This is a genomic window from Pseudoalteromonas luteoviolacea S2607, from assembly GCF_001625575.1.
Lineage (GTDB): Bacteria > Pseudomonadota > Gammaproteobacteria > Enterobacterales > Alteromonadaceae > Pseudoalteromonas > Pseudoalteromonas luteoviolacea_E.
The window spans coordinates 140,918-161,153 of the sequence record NZ_AUXV01000011.1 but is presented as its reverse complement, the minus strand read 5'-3'; the positions used below and the strand labels follow the sequence as shown (position 1 = coordinate 161,153).

18 protein-coding genes and 2 tRNA genes are annotated in these 20,236 nt (G+C 43.1%); 15 read left to right on the top strand and 5 right to left on the bottom strand.

All coding sequences use genetic code 11. The features are described from left to right. Nucleotides 1–105: 105 nt before the first annotated feature. The 6 genes from N480_RS08650 (at nucleotide 106) to folX (ending at nucleotide 7,041) form a co-directional block, all read left to right on the top strand. Complete coding sequence (locus N480_RS08650; RefSeq protein ID WP_063372108.1) at nucleotides 106–3,435, top strand: ATP-binding protein; 3,330 nt, start codon at nucleotides 106–108, stop codon at nucleotides 3,433–3,435. A gap of 106 nt (nucleotides 3,436–3,541) precedes the next feature. Then, nucleotides 3,542–4,156, top strand: a complete 615-nt coding sequence (locus tag N480_RS08645; protein ID WP_063372107.1) for a YceH family protein — start codon at nucleotides 3,542–3,544, stop codon at nucleotides 4,154–4,156. 89 nt (nucleotides 4,157–4,245) lie between these two features. Next, on the top strand, nucleotides 4,246–5,082 hold the full coding sequence (gene nadE, locus N480_RS08640) for an ammonia-dependent NAD(+) synthetase (RefSeq protein WP_063372106.1): 837 nt from the start codon (nucleotides 4,246–4,248) through the stop codon (nucleotides 5,080–5,082). A 236-nt stretch (nucleotides 5,083–5,318) separates the two neighbouring features. Next, entirely contained in the window at nucleotides 5,319–6,026 is a 708-nt protein-coding gene (gene folM / locus N480_RS08635) for a dihydromonapterin reductase (RefSeq protein WP_063372105.1), read from the top strand. Between the two features lie 66 nt (nucleotides 6,027–6,092). Next, entirely contained in the window at nucleotides 6,093–6,650 is a 558-nt protein-coding gene (gene folE, locus N480_RS08630; protein ID WP_063372104.1) for a GTP cyclohydrolase I FolE, read from the top strand. Nucleotides 6,651–6,669: 19 nt separating this feature from the next. Next, the gene (folX, locus tag N480_RS08625; protein WP_063372147.1) at nucleotides 6,670–7,041 is read left to right on the top strand and encodes a dihydroneopterin triphosphate 2'-epimerase; all 372 of its coding nucleotides are present in this window, start codon (nucleotides 6,670–6,672) and stop codon (nucleotides 7,039–7,041) included. A 39-nt stretch (nucleotides 7,042–7,080) separates the two neighbouring features. Here folX and N480_RS08620 read toward each other — a convergent pair whose 3' ends face one another. Further along, nucleotides 7,081–7,506 carry a YqaA family protein gene (locus tag N480_RS08620; protein WP_063372103.1) on the bottom strand — a complete coding sequence of 142 codons (426 nt, stop codon included), beginning with the start codon at nucleotides 7,504–7,506 and terminating at the stop codon, nucleotides 7,081–7,083. A gap of 100 nt (nucleotides 7,507–7,606) precedes the next feature. On the opposite strand from N480_RS08620, the gene N480_RS08615 reads away from it, so the two are divergent. Continuing rightward, entirely contained in the window at nucleotides 7,607–8,116 is a 510-nt protein-coding gene (locus N480_RS08615) for a TlpA family protein disulfide reductase (protein WP_063372102.1), read from the top strand. Between the two features lie 26 nt (nucleotides 8,117–8,142). Next, nucleotides 8,143–8,574 carry a DUF2721 domain-containing protein gene (locus N480_RS08610; RefSeq protein ID WP_063372146.1) on the top strand — a complete coding sequence of 144 codons (432 nt, stop codon included), beginning with the start codon at nucleotides 8,143–8,145 and terminating at the stop codon, nucleotides 8,572–8,574. A gap of 315 nt (nucleotides 8,575–8,889) precedes the next feature. Here N480_RS08610 and N480_RS08605 read toward each other — a convergent pair whose 3' ends face one another. Beyond that, on the bottom strand, nucleotides 8,890–12,930 hold the full coding sequence (locus N480_RS08605) for a S8 family serine peptidase (protein ID WP_063372101.1): 4,041 nt from the start codon (nucleotides 12,928–12,930) through the stop codon (nucleotides 8,890–8,892). A gap of 363 nt (nucleotides 12,931–13,293) precedes the next feature. On the opposite strand from N480_RS08605, the gene N480_RS08600 reads away from it, so the two are divergent. Next, a complete protein-coding gene (locus N480_RS08600) occupies nucleotides 13,294–13,746 on the top strand; it encodes a c-type cytochrome (RefSeq protein WP_063372100.1) in 453 nt (150 codons plus the stop codon). A gap of 83 nt (nucleotides 13,747–13,829) precedes the next feature. Here the strand turns inward: N480_RS08600 and N480_RS08595 are convergent, their stop codons facing one another. Then, nucleotides 13,830–14,012, bottom strand: coding sequence for a PA3496 family putative envelope integrity protein (locus N480_RS08595; protein WP_063372099.1), 183 nt, complete (start codon nucleotides 14,010–14,012; stop codon nucleotides 13,830–13,832). Between the two features lie 353 nt (nucleotides 14,013–14,365). Here N480_RS08595 and N480_RS08590 point away from each other — a divergent pair, with 353 nt between their 5' ends. Next, nucleotides 14,366–15,154 (top strand): DUF2884 family protein, encoded by a 789-nt coding sequence (locus N480_RS08590; RefSeq protein ID WP_063372098.1) that lies wholly within the window; start codon nucleotides 14,366–14,368, stop codon nucleotides 15,152–15,154. A 35-nt stretch (nucleotides 15,155–15,189) separates the two neighbouring features. Here the strand turns inward: N480_RS08590 and N480_RS08585 are convergent, their stop codons facing one another. Then, entirely contained in the window at nucleotides 15,190–16,620 is a 1,431-nt protein-coding gene (locus N480_RS08585; RefSeq protein ID WP_063372097.1) for a PLP-dependent aminotransferase family protein, read from the bottom strand. A 122-nt stretch (nucleotides 16,621–16,742) separates the two neighbouring features. Between N480_RS08585 and N480_RS08580 the strand changes: the two genes are divergently transcribed. Next, entirely contained in the window at nucleotides 16,743–17,669 is a 927-nt protein-coding gene (locus tag N480_RS08580) for a DMT family transporter (RefSeq protein WP_063372096.1), read from the top strand. Here N480_RS08580 and N480_RS08575 read toward each other — a convergent pair. Then, a complete protein-coding gene (locus tag N480_RS08575; RefSeq protein WP_231102243.1) occupies nucleotides 17,662–18,495 on the bottom strand; it encodes a diacylglycerol/lipid kinase family protein in 834 nt (277 codons plus the stop codon). The genes N480_RS08580 and N480_RS08575 overlap by 8 nt on opposite strands. Nucleotides 18,496–18,750: 255 nt before the next feature. On the opposite strand from N480_RS08575, the gene N480_RS25290 reads away from it, so the two are divergent. The 4 genes from N480_RS25290 (at nucleotide 18,751) to N480_RS08560 (ending at nucleotide 20,234) form a co-directional block, all read left to right on the top strand. Further along, nucleotides 18,751–18,900: a hypothetical protein gene (locus N480_RS25290; protein ID WP_155732798.1), complete on the top strand. Its 150-nt coding sequence runs from the start codon at nucleotides 18,751–18,753 to the stop codon at nucleotides 18,898–18,900. Between the two features lie 210 nt (nucleotides 18,901–19,110). Beyond that, nucleotides 19,111–19,201 (top strand) — tRNA-Ser (locus N480_RS08570). Between the two features lie 19 nt (nucleotides 19,202–19,220). Beyond that, nucleotides 19,221–19,313: transfer RNA gene (locus N480_RS08565), tRNA-Ser, on the top strand. Nucleotides 19,314–19,481: 168 nt separating this feature from the next. Then, the gene (locus N480_RS08560; protein WP_063372094.1) at nucleotides 19,482–20,234 is read left to right on the top strand and encodes an MBL fold metallo-hydrolase; all 753 of its coding nucleotides are present in this window, start codon (nucleotides 19,482–19,484) and stop codon (nucleotides 20,232–20,234) included. The last annotated feature ends 2 nt before the right edge of the window (nucleotides 20,235–20,236 follow it).

The window sequence follows — 20,236 nt, the reverse complement described above, 5'->3', positions numbered from 1 at the left end:
GCTTAAGTTGCACCAAATTGAATACTAATTAAAGCTTCTCTGGATTTGGCGACTTCAAGCTCAGACAACTATAGTTAAAAGATTCATGGAATCTATTGAAAAGATATGCAAACAGAGACGGTCGTACCGCAAAGGAAAGCATTTCTCTCAAAACTCAGCGTAATCCTATTGCTCGCTGTTATTATGGCGACAGGGTGGTATATCGATCGTGTTAATCATAAACACATGATTGAAGTACAGAAAAATAGTACTTACGAACATGTAAATGTGTATCGCACACGCATAGAGGGAAAGCTTGCGGCCAACATCCAGCTTGTCAGAGGCTTAGCAATTGCTTTGGGCAATAACAATACACTCACCCAACGAGAGTTTGAGCGTATTGCTGCTCCCTTATTTGATTCCGACGATATATTGAGAAACTTAGGTGCAGCACCAGATATGGTCATCCAATTCGTCTACCCTCTTAAGGGCAACGAACGCGCAATTGGCCTAAATTACCTGACTCATCCAACACAAAGAAAAGAAGCATTACAAGCTAAAGAGAGTGGTAAAATCGTGTTAGCTGGTCCCTTAGAGCTGATGCAAGGCGGCGAAGCACTCATCGCCAGAGTGCCTGTATTTACACCTGAAAAGTCATTTTGGGGTTTATTATCTGTGGTAATCGACATGGATAAGCTGTACGCCAGCGCGCGCATAAATAAACTTGAAGACAATTATCAAATCGCTATTCAAGGTCAACACGCACGTGGTGAGGAAGGTGCTTATTTTTATGGTTCACCTGATATCCATCGCCTCAATCCACTGGCTTTCAATATTAATGTACCCTCTGGCTCTTGGGTTCTTTACGCAGCTCCGCGATTCGGTTGGTCAGGCGAAGACTCCGCACTATGGCCATTTCGTCTGGCGCTTTTCATCATCGTCATATTTTTTATCATCGCGTTTGTCTTTTTTACACGGCTATTAAGACAACTTGAGGACCAAGCCAATTCTCTTACAAGCATGGGGTCACTTGCCCAAGTGGGTGCCTGGTCGGTAGATCTAAACAATCATAAAATTAGCTGGTCTACCGTCACTCAACAAATATTCAATGTCCCTCAACATTATCAGCCATCTTGGATGGGCAGTACTGAGTTTTTTAAGGAGGGAGCCCAGCGGAAAAAGTTTCAAGACGAAATGGGCTCTGCAATCAAAAAAGGAGCGTCCTTTGAAGGAGAGTTTTTAATCATCCCCAAGGGCAAGCCACCTTGTTGGGTTTTGATAAAAGCGCAAACCAAAAGAGTTGGCGCCAAAACACTCGAGGTCTTTGGCTCAATTCAAAACATTCATGATCGTAAAACCATGGAAGTTGAACATGAGAAAGTTGCTAAAAACAATGAGTTACTGGCACAACTGAGTACACATGAAGCGATACTAAATAATCACTTGGATCGCGCGCAGGAACTCTGTATTGATATTGTATGCCAAGGGGTAAATGCCAATAGAGCCAGTATATGGCTATTTAACCATGAGCAAACACACTTGTACCCTGTGTGCTTTAGCAACACCAAAAAAGATAGACTCCAGCATTTCCCACCTTGGCGAAAAGCTTCTCAGTCTGCTTTATTCAATGCTCTTTTAGAAAAAACACCGATAGAAGCTTGGGCTGCAACAAGCCATAACATCACCCGCTCAATTGCAGAGCAATATCTCTCTCCGTTTGAAATCGATGCCATTGTGTTTATGCCGATACTCTTTAAAGACAATATATTTGGCGTACTTAGTGCCGAGTTTAATACCTCTTACCCCCAGTGGACTCTAAGTGATCGAAGGTTTCTAAAAGCCATTGCAGCCATGATTGCCAGTTTATATAGCAGCCAGCAGCAGCAACAGGCGCAACACAAAGCAATCATGGACAAAGAGCTCGCTGAGCAATCGGCAAAAGTCAAAGCAACATTCCTTGCAAGTATGAGCCACGAGATTCGAACTCCTATGAATGGCATACTAGGCATGCTAGATGTGCTGGGCAGTTCAAATTTAAATGATGGACAAAAGCGACATTTAGGACTTGCGCAAAGTTCAGCAGAGTCATTGCTGACTATCATCAATGACATTTTAGACTTTTCGAAAATTGAAGCAGGGAAAATGACCGTCGACTTAGTCGAAGTTGACCTTGTGCAAATTATCAGTGATTGTTTCGCGGCGTTTGCGCCAAGAGCTATTGAGCAGCATACGGAGCTGTTTTTAGATAGCCGTAACATGCAATGCCAATTCGCTAAAACCGACCCACATCGGCTCAAGCAAGTGCTCAACAACTTAATCAGTAACGCCATTAAATTTACTGAAAATGGCAAGATCACCCTGACTTGTTACACCGAGCAAACAAATTCAAACTCGCGTTTATGGTGCAGTGTTGAAGACACGGGGATTGGCATAAGTAAGGTACAACTTGATAAGATCTTTGAGTCATTTACTCAAGCCGACCTCTCAACAACGCGTAAATTTGGTGGCACCGGACTAGGCCTTACCATTGCCAAGCAACTGTGCGAGTTACTGGGTGGCGCATTGCATGCCTACAGCAAACTAGATGTAGGCAGTACCTTTACATTTTATATCGAATTACAAGACGCAAAGCCTATCGAAGCGATAGACAGTACCAGCAATTGTCTGGTGATTATCGACCAACACCCTCAGACAGAGCTGAGCGCACGCCATATGCTCAATGCATGGCGGATCCCAACAGAACACTTTATTGACGTGCCAGAAGCGCTCGACTTTGTTGAATCACAGCATAATTTACAGCCCGCTTTTATCATTACAGCATCAATTTTGACACAAAGCTCTGAGTTAGATTCACAAGCACTGTTGAACTTAATAAAGAAGAATAAATTCAAGTACGCAATTTTATGCCACACCTTAGATGAACTCTCTGCTCACCCTCAATTTAATAGCAGCAATACCCTACTTGCGCCTCTGACACCTGCTAACGCTTTATCTTTACTAAAAAATGACCCTGCTCAACTACACTCCCAACCTGACCTCAAGTTGGGATGTAGGGTGCTATTAGTTGAGGACAATAAAATAAATCAGACCGTTGCGCTGAGTTTTTTAAGTAAGCTAGGCGCCAATGTGGATTGTGCGGCGAATGGCCGAATTGCTTTAGAGTGCCTACAAGCGTCCACATCGGTTTATGATGTGATTTTAATGGATTGCCAAATGCCAGAAATGGATGGCTACACCGCTACACGTGAAATTCGTAAAGGCGTGTGTGGCGAATTACATCAAGACTCGGTCATAATCGCATTGACGGCAAATGCAATGGAGGGCGATGAAGAGAAGTGTCTCGAGGCAGGCATGGATGCCTATTTAAGCAAACCTATAAATTTTGAGCTGTTGACTAAAGCACTCCACGAGTGGACCAGTACTGCTAGGAAAATATCAATAAATAGCATAGAGTAAGTTTAGTTTTGGGGACGCATCTCGCGCTTTTATAAGTATTTTTTGCTTGGTCATTGCGCAGCAAACATGTGTTTCAAGTTGTACAAAGTATTAAAAAAGGAAATCTATGAAACTCAGCAATATTGAACAAAGGCTCATTGGGTGCCTACTAGAGAAAGAAACAACCACCCCAGATCAATACCCTTTATCGGTGAATGCATTGACCAACGCCTGCAATCAAAAGTCTAATCGCGATCCGGTTTTATCTTTAAGCGAAGCCGAAGTGCTCGACGGTCTTGAGCAACTAAAAAATCGTCGGCTGGTAATGTGTGACGAAGCGCTCTCAGGCCGAGTATCCAAGTATACACACCGCTTCTGTAATACTGAATTCAGCAGCTTACAACTAAACGAGCAACAGCGTGCCATTGTCTGTTTAATGCTCTTACGTGGCCCTCAAACGCCAGGGGAATTAAGAACTCGAAGCGGTCGCCTTGCTGAGTTCAGTAACGTTGCGCAGGTAGAACAAGCACTTTCTGAATTACAAGCACAAGAGTTGGTTGTAAAACTGCCCAGAGAGCCCGGAAAACGCGAGAGCCGCTACCAACATCTGTTTGGCGACACCGAAGTACAGAGCAACACAGAAGAGCCACTAGATGAACCGAAAGAATTGACAGCTTTGTTGGACGAAATAAACCAACTAAAAGCTGAATTAAATATAATTAAGCAACATCTTGGGCTTTGAGCAACATATCACTAAAACGCCATTGCTCCGAGACTTTAGGATCATTTAAACTGCAATACATAAAATAGAATTAGGCCAGAGGATTTCCAATGCGTGAAGCAATTATTGCCGAGATGAAAGTTCAACCTACAATTGATGTTGCCGAGCAAGTGACGCGACGAGTACAGTTTATTAAACAGCGCTTACTGTTATCCCATTGTACCAGTTTGGTACTTGGCATTAGTGGCGGAGTTGACTCATCGACATGCGGACGTCTTTGCCAACTTGCTGTGAATGAATTAAACCAAGAGCAAAGCGACAAAGAGTATCAATTCATTGCGATGCGCTTGCCGTACGGAGTTCAAGCAGATGAAGATGAGGCTCAGCTAGCGGTGAACTTTATTCAGCCTAGTCAAAGGCTCACCGTCAATATCAAGCCTGCTGCAGATGCTTTACATGAGCAAGCATTGCTCGCAATGAAAGATGCCAATCTCCACTTACCACAACAAGCCCAAGTTGACTTTATCAAAGGCAATGTCAAAGCCCGCCAACGCATGGTTGCACAATATGAAATTGCAGGGCTAAATCAAGGTCTGGTGGTTGGCACTGATCACAGCGCTGAAAATATCACAGGTTTCTATACAAAATTTGGGGATGGTGCATGCGATCTAGCACCTTTGTTTGGCTTATCTAAACGTCAAGTAAGAGCGGTAGCTGCTTATTTAGGCGCGCCAGATCAGTTGGTTAACAAAGTGCCAACAGCCGACCTAGAATGTGATAGACCAGGATTGACTGATGAAGAGGCACTGGGTTTAAGCTACGACAACATTGACGATTTCTTAGAAGGTAAACCCGTAACAGAGGAAGTTGAGCAAAAACTAATTGCGATATACCAGCGCACACAGCATAAGCGTCAACCCATTCCGACCATTTACGACCAAGAATGACCGATTCACTGCCTTTGAATTATGGATGCATTGTTCAAAGGCACCCAGCCTTACCTTCACTATTAACAGTTTAATAACACGAGTTATATACAGCCACAGAAAAGTCATGCTAATTTAGTGATCATTAAGCCTTTTCTACTCGTATTACAAGCCAATTCAAAACGAGAGACTAGAGCTTCACTTTATCGTCAGCGGATTTAAGGCCACGAACAGTGCTATTGAACAAAGGAAACTCCATGAAAGCCCCTATTTTGATAACTGGTGGTGCACAGCGCATCGGCCTAGCTCTTACAAAATATTTTATCGACCAGGATGTGCCGGTCATCATAACTTATCGAACTAAGCACGACGAGGTCGCAACCTTAGAAGAGCAAGGTGTAAAGTGCATCCAAGTGGACTTTGATCACCCCCAAGCAATTGAATCTCTCGTCGCTCAAATCAAGGGACACACAGCACAACTGAGAGCCGTGGTCCATAACGCCTCCAGTTGGGATTGTGAAAAACTAAACCCTGATCACAATGCGCTGTTCGACAACATGATGCGGATCCATGCTAAAACGCCTTATCTGCTCAATATGGCACTTGCTTCCTTGCTACAAGCTTCAGAAGACGGAGCAGACATTGTCCATATCACAGACTACGTTGCAGAAAAAGGCAGCCCAAAACACATTGCATATGCGGCGAGTAAAGCAGCCTTGGATAATCTAAGTCGCTCCTTTGCTGCTAAGTATGCACCTCACATCAAGGTGAACTCCATCGCACCATCATTAATCATCTTTAATGACCATGACGATGCTGCGTACAGAGAGAAAACCCTCAAGAAGTCTTTAATGGGAATAGAACCTGGGTGCCAGGAAGTGATTTCAGCTATAGAGCTTTTGTTAAACAGCAGCTATATAACAGGTAGAACACTTGCCGTCGACGGCGGCAGACACTTAAAGTAAATACTGAGCGTCACAGCGCCTCACGCCGCTGTTGACAAGCTCTTACAAAGAATTGCGAGTCATATTATGCATGATGAATTAAAAAACAGTTATAAACAGATCATCAACGCGGTTGGTGAAGATAGTGAAAGAGAAGGCCTACTGGATACGCCAAAGCGTGCTGCAAAAGCAATGGAATACCTTACTCAAGGATACAGGCAAACTCTGTCAGAAATTACCAACAATGCGGTATTTACATCAGATGCAGATGATATGGTATTAATTCAAGATATTGAGTTGTATTCAATGTGCGAGCACCATTTGCTGCCTTTCGTTGGTCGTTGTCATATTGCTTATATTCCAAATGGTAAAGTGTTAGGCTTATCTAAATTTGCTCGCATTGTAGATATGTACGCACGTCGCTTCCAAATTCAAGAGCAGTTAACACATCAAATAGCAAAAGCAGTCGAGGAAGTTACTGGCGCAAGAGGCGTTGGGGTCATCGTCGAGGCAAAACATATGTGTATGATGATGCGAGGCGTAGAGAAGCAAAACTCACAGATGCGCACCTCTGTTATGCTAGGCAACTTCAGAGAAGACGCAAAAACGAGAAACGAGTTCTTACAGCTTGTGAAAAACGGCTAAATTGCAAGGATATGCCATGATGCATAACGCGATTATAAATATCACTAACCTCCGATTAAGAACGTATATTGGTTTTAACGACGAGGAACGTGAGAAAAAACAAGATGTGGTGATCAACATTGAGATCCACTACCCTGCTGATACGGAGTGCTTGCAACAAGATGAAGTTGAGCATGCGCTCAACTACAAAACCATCACCAAAGCAGTCATTAAATTGGTTGAAGATGGGCACTTTTTGCTACTGGAAAAATTAGTCGCTGATATTTTAGAGCAATGCCATCAACACCCTGACGTCAGTTTTGCACGGGTGCGTGTAGATAAACCTCATGCACTGCGGTTTGCCGACTCAGTCTCACTCACATTAGAGTGGACCAAAGCGCTGAACCAGTAGAACCCATGATACGGCGTCAGCTATCAACGACGCCGTGCTTTAAAACACGCCCATCGCCAATGCGATAACTAGCGCATATCGCAGCCCTTTACCCAGCGTCACCAACAGCAAAAACAGGCCTATTCGTACTTTAAATATACCTGCGACCAATGTCAGCGGATCCCCGATGATTGGCAACCATGCAAACAATAAGCTCCATGGTCCATATTTTTGGTAATGCACTTGCGCCTTTGCCAAACTCCGCTCTGAAACAGGAAACCAACGATAATGACTCAGGGCCTCAACACGCGTACCTAAATAATAATTAACACAACTACCCAACACGTTGCCCACTGTTGCACAACCCCACAACATCAATATCGACCCCATTTGTTTTGCAACCATACCCGATAACAAAAGTTCTGACGATGCAGGTAAAAGCGTTGCCGAGACAAATGCACTAAAGAAAATACTCAGATAAACCATACGTTAAGAAAAGCCTACTCGTGACAAAGCACATGACAAAACTTGCCTTGTTCTAAAAAATACGCGTAAATAGGCACAGCCTAACATAAGGACAATAACAATGATAAAAAGACGTATAAATACAGCGCTCATCAGCGCAATTTGTCTCTCTATCGCAGCTTGTGGCACGACAGAATCAAATACCCCTAATCCCACTTATGAAACCTACATCGGTGTCGGAGAGACTTTTAAACACACTCACTTTCACGATACCACTGGTCGAACGATTGACTTAACACAACAAACAGGTAATAAGCTCATCATTCTCTTTGCTACATGGTGCTCAGACTCCAAACGCACATTCAGTGAACTTAATGCCTCACCACTTGTAAATGACGATACCCTCACCATATTGGCAATAGGTAGAGAAGAAAACAGCAATTCACTCACTGAGTTTGCCAAAAACTATCGTGTCACGGTGCCATTAATCGCTGATGAGGACCGAAAAATTTATCGCCAGTACGCCAATAAAGGCATCCCTCGGCTGATCCTACTTGATGAAAATAACCGTGTGGTCAAAACTTTAATTGGAGAAAGCGAAAATATAATCGAGCAAGTCACGTGGAACTAACTTCAGATGTCATCAATATACTAACAATGGCGAAAGTCATTCAAACAGCCGTTGCCCCAGTTTTTTTACTGACCGGTATCGCTGCCTTTTTGGGCGTGCTGTCTAATCGATTGGCTCGGATCACTGACCGAGCAAGACTACTCGATAGAAAGCTCAATGCTAACCCAGATGAAGCATTACACTTTACCCTTACTCAGGAAATGCGCGCTCTTTTGAAACGCTCTCGTTGCATCCACATTGCCTTTAGCATGAGCGTGTTAAGTGCTCTTATGGTTTGTGCAGTCGTAGTGCTGTTATTTATCTCTCACCTGTATACCTGGCCGTTGGGTATCACAGTTTCAAGTTGCTTTATTGCCGCAATGCTTTTACTGATCGGTGCCTTTATTTCATTACTGGCCGAAGTCATGCTGGCCACAAGGAGCATGAGGCGTGGAATGATATTTAAAGATATTGGTTGAGTTTACTAAGCTGTACTCTCGTAACCGTGCTAGCATATTCCCAGCTTAAGTTATCAATAATACAGTTCGGGCATATCACGCCCCTTTAAACTGTTCTTTGCTGTTCAATATTCATTTTTTTACGTGCCCATTAGCCGAACATGTGGCGAGAGCCTTAACAATTAAAGTGAACCGCTGTACTACTATACCCGCACTACAAGTGCCACTTGGACCAATAAAAAGACTGAATTAAAGCCCACTCCCCTAGCTTTTAGACGTAAAAAAACACCGGCAATTGCCGGTGTTTTCTATTCGTTATTGCTAATGATTAGCAGATTACTTTTGCTTACGACGACGTAGTGCAGCAAATGGTGCAGCTAGTAACGTCAACCAAGCTAGTGAACCTGAATCATCATCACCGTTATCTTCTGCAACATCGATTAGGCGCATTTCAACACGTACTTTATCTGAGTACTTGCCTTTAGCGTCTTTCGCCATGATGTCGAAGCTGAACTGACGGTCAAATTCGAAGTCTAGGTTACCTGCAACAGCAAGCTGACCTTCTGCATTGACAGACACAAGTGTAGTACCAGTGATTACAAACTCAGTTACGTCGTTATCGAAGTCTGAGAATGCGATTGTGCCGATTGCAGTACCTACTGGGCTGTTTTCTTCGATGTTGAAGCTCTGACCTTCTTCAATCATTGGCTTGCCTTCAAGCTGATCTTCCTCAACGTTGAATACAACTGTTACAGCTTCTGACTCAAGGCCATCCGCATCAACCGCAGTAACCATTACTTCTTGTTTTGCACCTAGGTCAAAGTCAACTTCACCAGCAACTGTGATTTTACCTTCAGCATCGATTGCAAATGCGCTAGAGCCGTCAAGTTTGAATGAAGCAACATTGTTGTCTTGGTCCATGAACTCAAGCATGCCAACTTCTGTACCAGCCTCAACGTTTTCTTTCACGTCAAACTCTTGACCTTCAGCAACTGCTGGACGCTTCTCATCATCAGTGTCGATTTCGTTCGTGATGTTAACTGAAATCTCAGCTTCGCTTGAGATGTTACCTTTCACGTCGATTGCAACAACTGATAGTGTTGCCATGTACGCTTCTTCGTAATCTAGTTTTGCACTGTCAGCAACCACTAGCTCACCAGACTTAGATACTGAAATACCAGCATGTGTGCTTGAACGTACGAAGAACTCAGACACAGCTACTGTGTTGTCTTGCTCAACTAACTCGATTTGACCAAATACTGTACCTGTCGCAGTGTTTTCAGCAACATCGAATGTCGCTTCAACAATTTTCGGAGCAACTGTTGCAGGCTCTGTTGGGCCAGCTAGGTCTTGTGCTGTGATTGGTTCTACAACACCATCGTTACTTGCGATAGCAAATGCAGATGCAGAGTTAACATATGCAACCGCACCTGGTGCTAGAGTAGTAACAGGGTTGCCGTCTTTGTCTTCTAACTGCGCGTTAGACGTTGCAAATGTAGTAGTGCCTGCAAGTGTATCAGTCACTGTAGAGATACCTAGTTGATAGTTATCATAACCTACAGATGCTTCAATGCGCATCTCTTGACCTAGGTTAGTAGTATCTAGACCGATTAAGTCAGAACAACCAGTGAATGTGATTGTGTTACTACCACCTTCGTGAAGCATACCTGTTAAGAATGCCCATTGAGGAGCGCCATCAACAATCTGACCACTAACTGTACGTGCACGACCGATAACTGCTGCGCTACGACCTACATCGTTGTAGTTTGCTAGAGCATAGTCATAAACACCATCGTTGTTGATGTCTAGGTTCATTTGGTAACCAGCCTGACGGTGCATTAGTAGCTCGTCGTCAAGTACAATTGAACCAGTGAAGAATGCGCCTGAGCTACAGTTATCATTTGCAAATACGTTGAAAGTAACACCTTGAATCGCAAATGGCTTGTCACCTGAGTCTGCGTCGTTAGTTGCAACTAGTTGGTCAGTCGTTACATTGATTTCAGTGAAACCAGTGTTAGTTACCATCAGACGGTCTGCATCGTCGTAGCTCAACGTTACTGTTTCAGCTGGCTTAGGTAGCACGTGGTAAACTAAGTGAAGATCGTGGTCGCTGTCCGTTGATGCATCATTGAATACTAGCGCACCGTCAAATTCAGAAACAGTTAGTGCACTCGCACGTGCTGCTAGATCATTCGCTGATTGTGGGTTAGGAAGATCCCACTCAGGTAGCTTGCTTGGGTCGATAGTGATTGTTACATCAAACTCAACCGCTTGACCTGCAGGTACAGATACTTCAGCAGGGTAGTCCCAGCTAAGTGCACCAGTAGCGTCATCGTTTGCGAAACGTGCAACTTTAGATAGCGCGTAAGTCTTCGCTTCCGATGAGAAGTTTTTCAACGTTACAGTTTTAGTGTAAGACTTCGTTTCTTCAAGTACATCAAAACCAAATGACAATGCACCTTGGTTTGTGTCAAATCTTTCTTGCTCAACCCATGCAACCGCTTCTGAAGCTACTGCTTTCTCAACATCAACAAGACCCGCACCAATTAAACTGATAGGCGCTAGCTCTGCGTTAGCATTTAGCGTTGCAGGCTCCATGATGACATGTAGGTTTGCTGTATTCATTAGAACAGCTTTAACTTCTTCAGCAGATAGCTCAGGGCGTGCTTCACGTACTAATGCTACCGCACCCGCTGTAATCGGACCTGAGAATGAAGTACCTGTAGCGCCTGCTAGTTGATCTTGAGTACCAGTTGCTGCAACCTGAATGTTAACACCAGGAGCTGTGATTTCTGGCTTCAGTAGGCCATCCATTGAAGGACCACGTGAAGAGAAATCAGCAACTGTATCGATTGCTAAGTGAGACTCTACACCAAAGTTAAACGTAGGTTGTTGTCCTGTCTTAAGAACATCTTTAATGGCATTACCAGTGTCCTGGCTCACCGAGATAGTAGGAATAGTTACAAGGTCACTAGAACCACCAAGACCTGGCGCACCACCAGCTACGTTATTAGCAATGATTACATACTTCGCACCTTTCACTTGTGCACTAATTGCTTTAGTTACGAAAGCACATGAACCACGGTCGATTAGTACCGCTTTTCCTACGAAATCGACGTCATCGCCAAAGTCCACACAACCTTCTTGGTTTGTTTCAGGGTAAACAAGTTCAGTATCTTCGTTAGTGAATGAGAACGGGTCTTGTGGACCAAAGCTCGCAGTACCCACTTCAACACGGTTACCATCTACCATACCAACAGCAAATAGATCGTTAAGCGTTGGGTGACCCATTGCACCTACAGATAATGCGTTAGGTGTTGTACTTGGACCACCGATACGGAATGGGTGGTTACCATCGTTACCTGCTGAGATAACAACGTTTGTACCAAGCTTAACTAGTTTATGAATAAGGTATTGAGTACCATCGATAGCAGACGTTTCAGTAGAACCAAACTCGCCACCAAGTGACATGTTAATTACGTCAACACGGTCGCTGATATCGCCGTCACCATTTGGATCCATCGCATCTTCAAGTGCACCTAGTTGTGCTGCAAATGGACAACCACCGCCACACACAGAGTAAACATATAGTTCAACATCTGGTGCAATACCAGTTACAGAGTGAGATACAGAAGTACCGTGCGAAGAAGCACCGTCATCTGGGCTAGTTGGATCAGGGAAGTTAGGATCGCTTTCAATTGGATCTGGATCATCACGCATGTGGTCATAACCACCAACTACCTGACCTTGTGGCCAAGTTACCGCTCTTGGATCAGATTGCGCTTCTTCATACGCTTCTTTAGTACCTGCACCGCCAAACACTTTGTGCGTGTAGTCAATACCAGTATCAAGTACCGCTACCTTTTGACCTTTACCAGTATAACCAGCCAAGTTAACTGGCGCTGCTTTGATGTACTCGTTTGCATCAGCTACGTGCAATTCATAATCACGAAGTGGAAGTACACGCTCTACATTTTTGTTTTTCTTGATTTGAGCTAGTGCTTCTTCAGATGCTTCAACGATTAGTGTTGACGCTAAGATTTTCGTTGAACCAACAACCTTAACATCTGCAATTTGTTCAACTAGTTGCTCAGTTACGTCTTGTTGTGCCGCTTCGATAGAAGCATATGTTGCACGCGCGTCGCTTGAAGAGTAGTTACCGCGTACCATTAGGTCTGCAGCAGTTTCTTGCTTAAGTACAACTAGAAATGCTTCTGCACGGTTTTCTTTAAGAGCAGCTTGGTCTACTTTTGCTACTGCTGTGTTAGCTAAACGAGTTGTATTGGTCTCTAGTGATGCAGCACTTACTGACGCTGCTGTAAGAGCACCTGAGACAGCCATAGCTACCGCTGTCGCTTTAAATGAATACTTGGCCATAGTTTCCCCTAGGACTTGTTGTTTAATTTGGTGTTTATTTATATTTAGAGAGTAGAATCAATCATCAATATAATGTGACTACATGGTTAATTGCAATAATAGAAATACAATTAAGTTACAAATATTGCAATTTGACTTTTCACAGATTAATAAACTGCTGTTTTATATGAATAAAATTCAATGTAAAAGAAAGTAAATGAATGAGAAATAAATTTCCTGTAAACAAGACGTGCCGACAAGATTCCATTTAGCAACATATCAATTTTTATACAACTTATGATTACCAATCATTAACCACATTTCCCTTGCTAATTTACACAGAAACCCTTAAAAAGGTGTGGAATTATTTATTTAGGGGCACTTATGAAAAAAACATTAACATTGTTGGGTCTGCTAGTCGGACTCAGCTTCAATAGCCAAGCTGCCAGTACAATGTTTGAAAACAGCGAAGATGCAATTGAATACCGTAAAGCCAGCTTCCAGTTAATCCGTTACCAAATTGGTGACATGGGTGACATGTTAAAAGGCAAAGTTCCATTTGATGCAAAACGATTCTCCGAGCGTGCTCACAATGCAGCTCAACTCTCCAAAATGCCTTGGGAAGCATTTACTCCAGATTCAAACAAAGGTGATACAAGCGCATTACCCGCTGTATGGAGTGATAGAGCTACATTCGATAAAAAAGCGAGCGACTTTGCAAAATACGCAGAAGCATTGGCTGTCGCATCTAAGTCTGGAGACAAGAAGGTGATTGCTAAAGCGTTTAGAAACTGGGCAAAAGGCTGCAAAGACTGTCACAAGTCATTTAAAGACTAAATAAGCGCTCAAAAAAGTACGCTAAAAACGTGAACAAGAGAGTAAAAAGTCTATACGCTTCTCTCTTGTTCAAATTGCGGTGACTACTCATCAAAGTAGTCAAAGTCATCATCTCCTAAGTTACGCCTTAAACGCTTCTGCTCTAAATAGTCATCCAGCTTCTTGCGCACTTTCTGGCGCTGCCTGTTGGCATCTTTATCATTTAAAGCACCAAACTCATCCTGATATTCTTCGTCCAAAGGATCATAGGAATATGTTTTACCCATGATAGACTCCTATTCAACCAAACTATGCCAGCTTCCAACAGTCTGGCACTGTCATTGACGCTATGCACACAATGTCACATTAAGTGCAAACTTCATCCCGTCGGCGCACTATTGCACATAACGTTATTTAGTCTTAAATAAGCGACTTTGACAGTGAATGATTTTTATCGTGACGATTTAAAAAATTAATTAGACCAATTATTAGTCAACCCCACTAATTAGTGGTTAATATATATACCCAGTTTCAAATAAAAAAGAGCAAGACTAATATAACCCATTGATTAGTAATGATTACGTATATTGGCACTGAACTTGATATTCCTTATCTATCATCAACGTATAAGGACTCCACAATGAAACAAGCGCTACTCGTTGCAGCCATTCTATCGACCACGCCAGCACTGGCACATGATGACAATCACATGGCTTTTTCTGTCGATAATTGCCAGGTTGAATTTCAAAATAATGTTGCAATTACGCCAACCGAAGTCGCCATCACAACACCCAATTCACAATCACTTACCATTGATGCAAGCGGTCAAGCCTTCATTAATGGCCAGCAAATAGATGTGACAGAACAGCAACAAAGCGCTTTAACTCTCTACGCAGATACATTGCGGGTAGAGCTACCTAAAGTCGCAGAAATGGCGACAGATGCAGTAGAAGTAGCCGAAGTAGCACTTAACGAGGTTGCTATCGCATTTGACTTAGATGGATTAGACAAGCTCTCTACGGTACTTGATGAAATCAATCAGGAGATCCAGGCCACCTTTTACAGGCAAGGCAGCTTTGTCATGGGAGAGCAGGCATTTGACAACTTCAGTGAAAACTTTGAGCATCAGTTCGAAGAGCGAATTGAAAGTGCAGTGCAAAGTGCCATGTTTGAGTCCATCGGCTCTTTGCTGGTCACCATTGGTTCAGAGATGAACAATGCCGATGGCAATATGCAAGCTTTTGAACAGCGTATGGAGAACATGGGTAAACAAATAGAAGAAAAAGTCACAGCACAAGCTGAACAATTAGAGCGCCGAGCAGAGTCACTGTGTAGTAACTTTGAGCAAATCGCTGAGCAAGAAGCCTCTTTATCTCATGCCATCCCAGCACTATCCAGCTACAACCTCATGCGCTTCACAGCAAATTAGCAACACTTCCAACCAAATCAGTGGCGGGCACATGTTTATTGCTCGCCACTTTTCATCTGTGCTATTAACTGACCCAGCTTTTTCAAATGCGCTTCCACGTGTTCGTCCCAAGGCAACCCATAACTAATACGGATACAATTTTGAAAGCGCTCAGAAGCACTAAATAACTGACCGGGCGTTAAGCTAACTCCCTGTGCCATAGCAAGAGAGAACAATTTCCCACCGTCAAAACCAACGCCTAGTTCAAGCCAAACGACACATCCGCCGCCCGGATCGCTAACACGCACATCCTGAGGGAAAAATTGACGAATACAACTGAGCATTTTTTGTTTGTTATCCATCAATCGTAGCCTCAGCTTTCGCAAGTGACGTTCATAATCTCCAGATGCCAAATAATCAGCTAAGACCCACTGATTAATCAAAGAGGAAGAACAGCTCAAAGCGCGTTTAATACGCCTTGCCTGAGCCACAAAGCCAGGCGCGACCATCCAACCTACACGGTAACTAGGTGCCGCCGTTTTCGAAAAGGAGTCACAGGTAATGACTTGACCAGCAGATGCATAATATTGCGCTGGTTTACCTCGATATTTAGAGAAGTGAAGGTCGCCATAAACGTCATCTTCAATCAGTGTCACGTTTTTAGACACAAGTATATCTAACAGTGCTTTTCGCCTGCTCTCAGGCATCACACTTCCCAGTGGGTTATTGATGCTTGTTGAACATATACATGCACTTACATCATGCTCGTCTAGCGCTTTTTCAAGATCCTCTAACCATAACCCGTCATCTGGACAAACCGGGATCTCGAGAGCACGCAAGCCTAAATTTTCAATAAGCTCGATGATGCCGAAATAGCAAGGAGATTCAATCGCAACCACCTCTCCGGGTTTTGTCACGCACTGTAAAGCTATAGCTAACGCCTCTTGCGCCCCATTTGTGATCACAATGTCATCCGAGGAAATAGTAAGGCCCATGTGTAAATAGCGTTGTGCAATTTGTTTCTTTAATCGATCCAATCCATCCATTGCGCCATACTCTAGGATCTGGCTTCCAGCTTGCTTTAATGCCTGTCGCATCATTTTAGCTAGCACTTGCTGATTGCTCATTGCAGATACAGGGTTTGCAATGCCAAAAGGCGCGTTATGAGGCGAATGTATCCCGTCATAAACTTGTTCGATCAAAGTCTGTTTATTAACTTCGGTCGGCTTGACAGGTAGCTTGCAGCGCTTGGGTAATGCACTTTTATCACTGTCACTCAAAAAGTAACCAGACTTTTCTTTTGAATATATACGCCCTTGCGCTTCCAACTGGTAGTAGGCTTGCTTTACCGTCGGGATGCTTACCGATAATTGTTGCGCCAATTTACGCAATGATGGCAACTTGGTACCAGGACTGAGTAGCTCATTCGTGATCATCTCATTGATCACATCAATCACCTGCTGGTAAAGGAATTGTCCGTGATGCATTGAATTCTCCAGCTCACAATCTGTACAGGTCAAAAAATCATTTTTCTGTATCTATTATACACAGACTTTCGGAGTAAACTGCAACTCGCTGCAATAATCAAGTTATATCAAAGGGAACGACAATGAAAAATTTGTTGCTATACATCATTACTGTTCTTATCTGGGGATCAACTTGGCTGGCAATTGAGTTTCAACTTGGCCAAGTTAATGAGGTTGTTTCACTATTCTACCGTTTTGCAATTTCAGCATTGTGTATGTGGGCCTTTGTCATTTGGCGTAAATTACCAATGATGCAATTCAAATTAGTCGATCATGGCTTTTTTATCTTATTAGCAGTAGGTAATTTTGGCCTCAACTACTTGCTACTGTACTGGGCACAAGGGAGCCTAACATCAGCGATGGCGTCTATCGCTTTCTCATTTATGCTGGTTTTGAACATACTGAATACTCGACTGTTTTTTGCCAAACCCATTGCAGTAAAAACTTATTTTGGCGCGCTGTTAGGGGTATCTGGCATCATCGCATTATTTTGGCAAGATCTCAGTGCGGCCAGCTTTTCTTCTGCAACCTTTGTTGGGTTAATATTAGCTTTAGCAGGTACGTTCGTCGCCTCTTTAGGCAATATGGTCAGTATTCGTAACTCCAATCAGGCAATCGGGGTGTTAGAAGGCAACGCTTGGGGCATGCTATACAGCAGTATATTACTTGGCTTGTACGTTCTGTTCAGCTCACAGTCTTTTACGGTTCAAGCAGATACAAGTTATTGGCTCTCTTTATTGTACCTCGCAATTTTTGGCACCGTAATCGCCTTTGCATGTTACTTTTCATTACTCAAAAATATTGGACCTGAACGCGCAAGTTACATAATCGTGCTGTTTCCTGTTGTTGCGGTATTGCTGAGTACATGGTTTGAGGGCTTTACATGGCAGCTCAATACATTTTTTGGTTTTGGGCTTATTTGCCTTGGCAACTTATTAGTGTTAGTTCCAAAACAGGTACTTACCAAATTTATACGCCGCCCTATATCGCACGCTGCCAATCTTAATTAAGCACTTTAAATTGCAGCAACGCCGCTTTGCATTTTACCACCGCGGGCGTTGTTGCAATTAAGTCACCATCCGCCTCTATAGGTAAACCTGACGTTTTTATCTTTAGCTGTTGGCATGACCTTACACTGACCCAACGCAATCGAGTGTGCTTTCCAAATAACATCAGCGCAAAACACCATAATCGCTTGTACCAAGCGACTGCTGGAATCGTGATTACTTGTAACACGCCATCGTCTAGCCGTGCATCAGGAGCTGGCGTTAAGCCCGCCGCAAAATGACGTCCATTGCTAAATAGGCACATCATAGTTGCTTGAAGGCCATCCTCATATTCTATGAGCGTACCTTTATATGAAGCCAACTTCATAATACCGGCGATGGTATAGCTCAATTTGCCGAAGGGCTTCTTTCCACCCATTGCCAAAACCACTTCAGCATTGAAGCCCACACCTGCGATATTGATAAAGTAACGGTTACCAACCTGACCAACATCAATATTGCGTGCCACTCCGGCAAATATGGTACTTCGCCATTGTTGTGTTGAATAGCCAAACTGCCGACTAAAATCATTTCCCGTACCACAGGGCAGCAATGACAAAACAACTTGAGTACCTGCAATAGCATTAACGGCCAAATTGAGCGTGCCATCCCCTCCCAATACTATGAGCTGTGAGTATTTAGGAATAAGGTCCTTTATCTGTTTAAGATCCGTTTCAAAATGGCCGCTTGTCTCATACCAATACAGCTGTATTGCATGGATTTTTGCCTGTGTATTTAGCCATTTTGAATGTGCTGAAAATTTCTTCCCCTGCTGTGGTCTATAAATCACTAACAAACAAAAAAACTCCTAAAATAAAATTATCTGAATAACTATTCAATAATACAAAAAAAACCCTGAAAAACCACAAAAAACGGGCACAAATCAATGAATATTTATTCACAACATTGGATAAAACCCAAAAAAAACAACCTTTTCATTAGTTTTTCTAATGCTACAACAACAATTTTTATCGTTTTAATTTTATTCGATATGAATGCAAAATAACCATGTAACCAAACAATAGTCATCGTAGGAGACACAGATATGCTTAATACAGCTGCTGCGTGCAGCAACACGCAAACCACAACTAGCCCAACGTTAAACACTGCCCAAGCGCCACGCGTTCAATGGAAACAGTGGTTAAGTAAAATTGGCCGAACTTTACAACTAAGTTATGTGGTCATGCATAAGTAAATCTGTTGACCTCCCTGTGTGGCATACCCTTTTCATGCCACACTTTTTGTTTTGCAACGCATCACACCATAAAATTTCCCCTTAAAGATTGCTCCAAAGTACAAATTTCGGGCAAAAAATTCAATAACTTCGGTTTTTTGTGTGTTTTTTCAGCAAACGATTAAAAAACTATTTACAGCACCTAATTCGATAAGTATTATCTTTGCCCATGGAGAGATGGCTGAGTGGTTGAAAGCACCGGTCTTGAAAACCGGCATACGTTAATAGCGTATCTAGGGTTCAAATCCCTATCTCTCCGCCATTTTTAAAAGTTTTGCGCCGGAGAGGTGGCCGAGTGGCTGAAGGCGCTCCCCTGCTAAGGGAGTATAGGGTTTGTAGCCCTATCGAGGGTTCGAATCCCTCCCCCTCCGCCAGTTCTTTGTGAAGAAACCGTCCGTTGGACGGTTTTTTTATGCCTAAAATTTGTCACACCATTTATTTCTTTTTGTACATTATTCATTTTTTACTGCACTTTTCTCTTTTAATTAACTGGTCAGATGTGTTAACAATAAAAAGATGAACTCGCTTTGGCTTGCGTGATAATGCAGATCCATTTTATTGAAGGTTACATTCAACAAATTTACTTAGTCGAATACCCTGACAAACTCCTATTGCTTGATGGATGCTGTCGAGCAGATGTAGACACAGTATGTCATTACATTACGCATACACTCTCTAGACCAGTGACCGATTTGAAGTTAGTGGTTGTCACCCATATGCACCCCGATCATGCTGGCGGCGCTCACCTTTTGCGGACCATAACCGGCGCACAAATCGCAACGGCCAACATTGCAGGGCATTGGTACAGCGGTATAGATGGTATATTGATGCATTGGTCAGATATGATTCTGGCTTTGTGGGTCGCAGGTAGAAAAAACAAAGCAAGAAAGAATATTTGGTATGCCCGCAAGTTAAAAGCCGATCACTACCTCGAAGATACTCACCCCCTACCTGGCTTCGAAGATTGGCAAGCCAGACACACACCGGGTCATACAGACCGAGACTTGTCCCTTTACCATCAAACGCGTAATTGTATCTATGTCGCCGATTTATTCGTCAAAGTTCGAGGAGCTTACATTCCCCCTTATCCTGTGTTCTACCCTAATCGATATAGAAACTCATTGGAATTAGTAAAAAAACTAAAGCCCCGCACCGTTATTTTGGCTCATCAAGGCGAAATAGACTTTCAAGATATAGACTTTGAAAAGTTAGAAAACCAGGCGCCAAGCGTTCCTGTCACACATTGGCGCTCCGTCAAAGCCAAAACCAAACGCGCATTAGGTTTGACTAAATAATC

Bases quoted from the DNA above. Each gene is read 5' to 3' on its own strand.
- folM (WP_063372105.1), top strand. From the start codon at position 5,319: ATGAAAGCCCCTATTTTGATAACTGGTGGTGCACAGCGCATCGGCCTA.
- N480_RS25290 (WP_155732798.1), top strand. From the start codon at position 18,751: ATGCTTAATACAGCTGCTGCGTGCAGCAACACGCAAACCACAACTAGC.
- N480_RS08595 (WP_063372099.1), bottom strand. From the start codon at position 14,012: ATGGGTAAAACATATTCCTATGATCCTTTGGACGAAGAATATCAGGAT.
- N480_RS08605 (WP_063372101.1), bottom strand. From the start codon at position 12,930: ATGGCCAAGTATTCATTTAAAGCGACAGCGGTAGCTATGGCTGTCTCA.
- folX (WP_063372147.1), top strand. From the start codon at position 6,670: ATGCATAACGCGATTATAAATATCACTAACCTCCGATTAAGAACGTAT.
- N480_RS08600 (WP_063372100.1), top strand. From the start codon at position 13,294: ATGAAAAAAACATTAACATTGTTGGGTCTGCTAGTCGGACTCAGCTTC.
- N480_RS08580 (WP_063372096.1), top strand. From the start codon at position 16,743: ATGAAAAATTTGTTGCTATACATCATTACTGTTCTTATCTGGGGATCA.
- N480_RS08560 (WP_063372094.1), top strand. From the start codon at position 19,482: ATGCAGATCCATTTTATTGAAGGTTACATTCAACAAATTTACTTAGTC.
- nadE (WP_063372106.1), top strand. From the start codon at position 4,246: ATGCGTGAAGCAATTATTGCCGAGATGAAAGTTCAACCTACAATTGAT.
- N480_RS08585 (WP_063372097.1), bottom strand. From the start codon at position 16,620: ATGCATCACGGACAATTCCTTTACCAGCAGGTGATTGATGTGATCAAT.
- N480_RS08615 (WP_063372102.1), top strand. From the start codon at position 7,607: ATGATAAAAAGACGTATAAATACAGCGCTCATCAGCGCAATTTGTCTC.
- N480_RS08650 (WP_063372108.1), top strand. From the start codon at position 106: ATGCAAACAGAGACGGTCGTACCGCAAAGGAAAGCATTTCTCTCAAAA.
- N480_RS08590 (WP_063372098.1), top strand. From the start codon at position 14,366: ATGAAACAAGCGCTACTCGTTGCAGCCATTCTATCGACCACGCCAGCA.
- N480_RS08610 (WP_063372146.1), top strand. From the start codon at position 8,143: ATGGCGAAAGTCATTCAAACAGCCGTTGCCCCAGTTTTTTTACTGACC.
- folE (WP_063372104.1), top strand. From the start codon at position 6,093: ATGCATGATGAATTAAAAAACAGTTATAAACAGATCATCAACGCGGTT.
- N480_RS08645 (WP_063372107.1), top strand. From the start codon at position 3,542: ATGAAACTCAGCAATATTGAACAAAGGCTCATTGGGTGCCTACTAGAG.
- N480_RS08620 (WP_063372103.1), bottom strand. From the start codon at position 7,506: ATGGTTTATCTGAGTATTTTCTTTAGTGCATTTGTCTCGGCAACGCTT.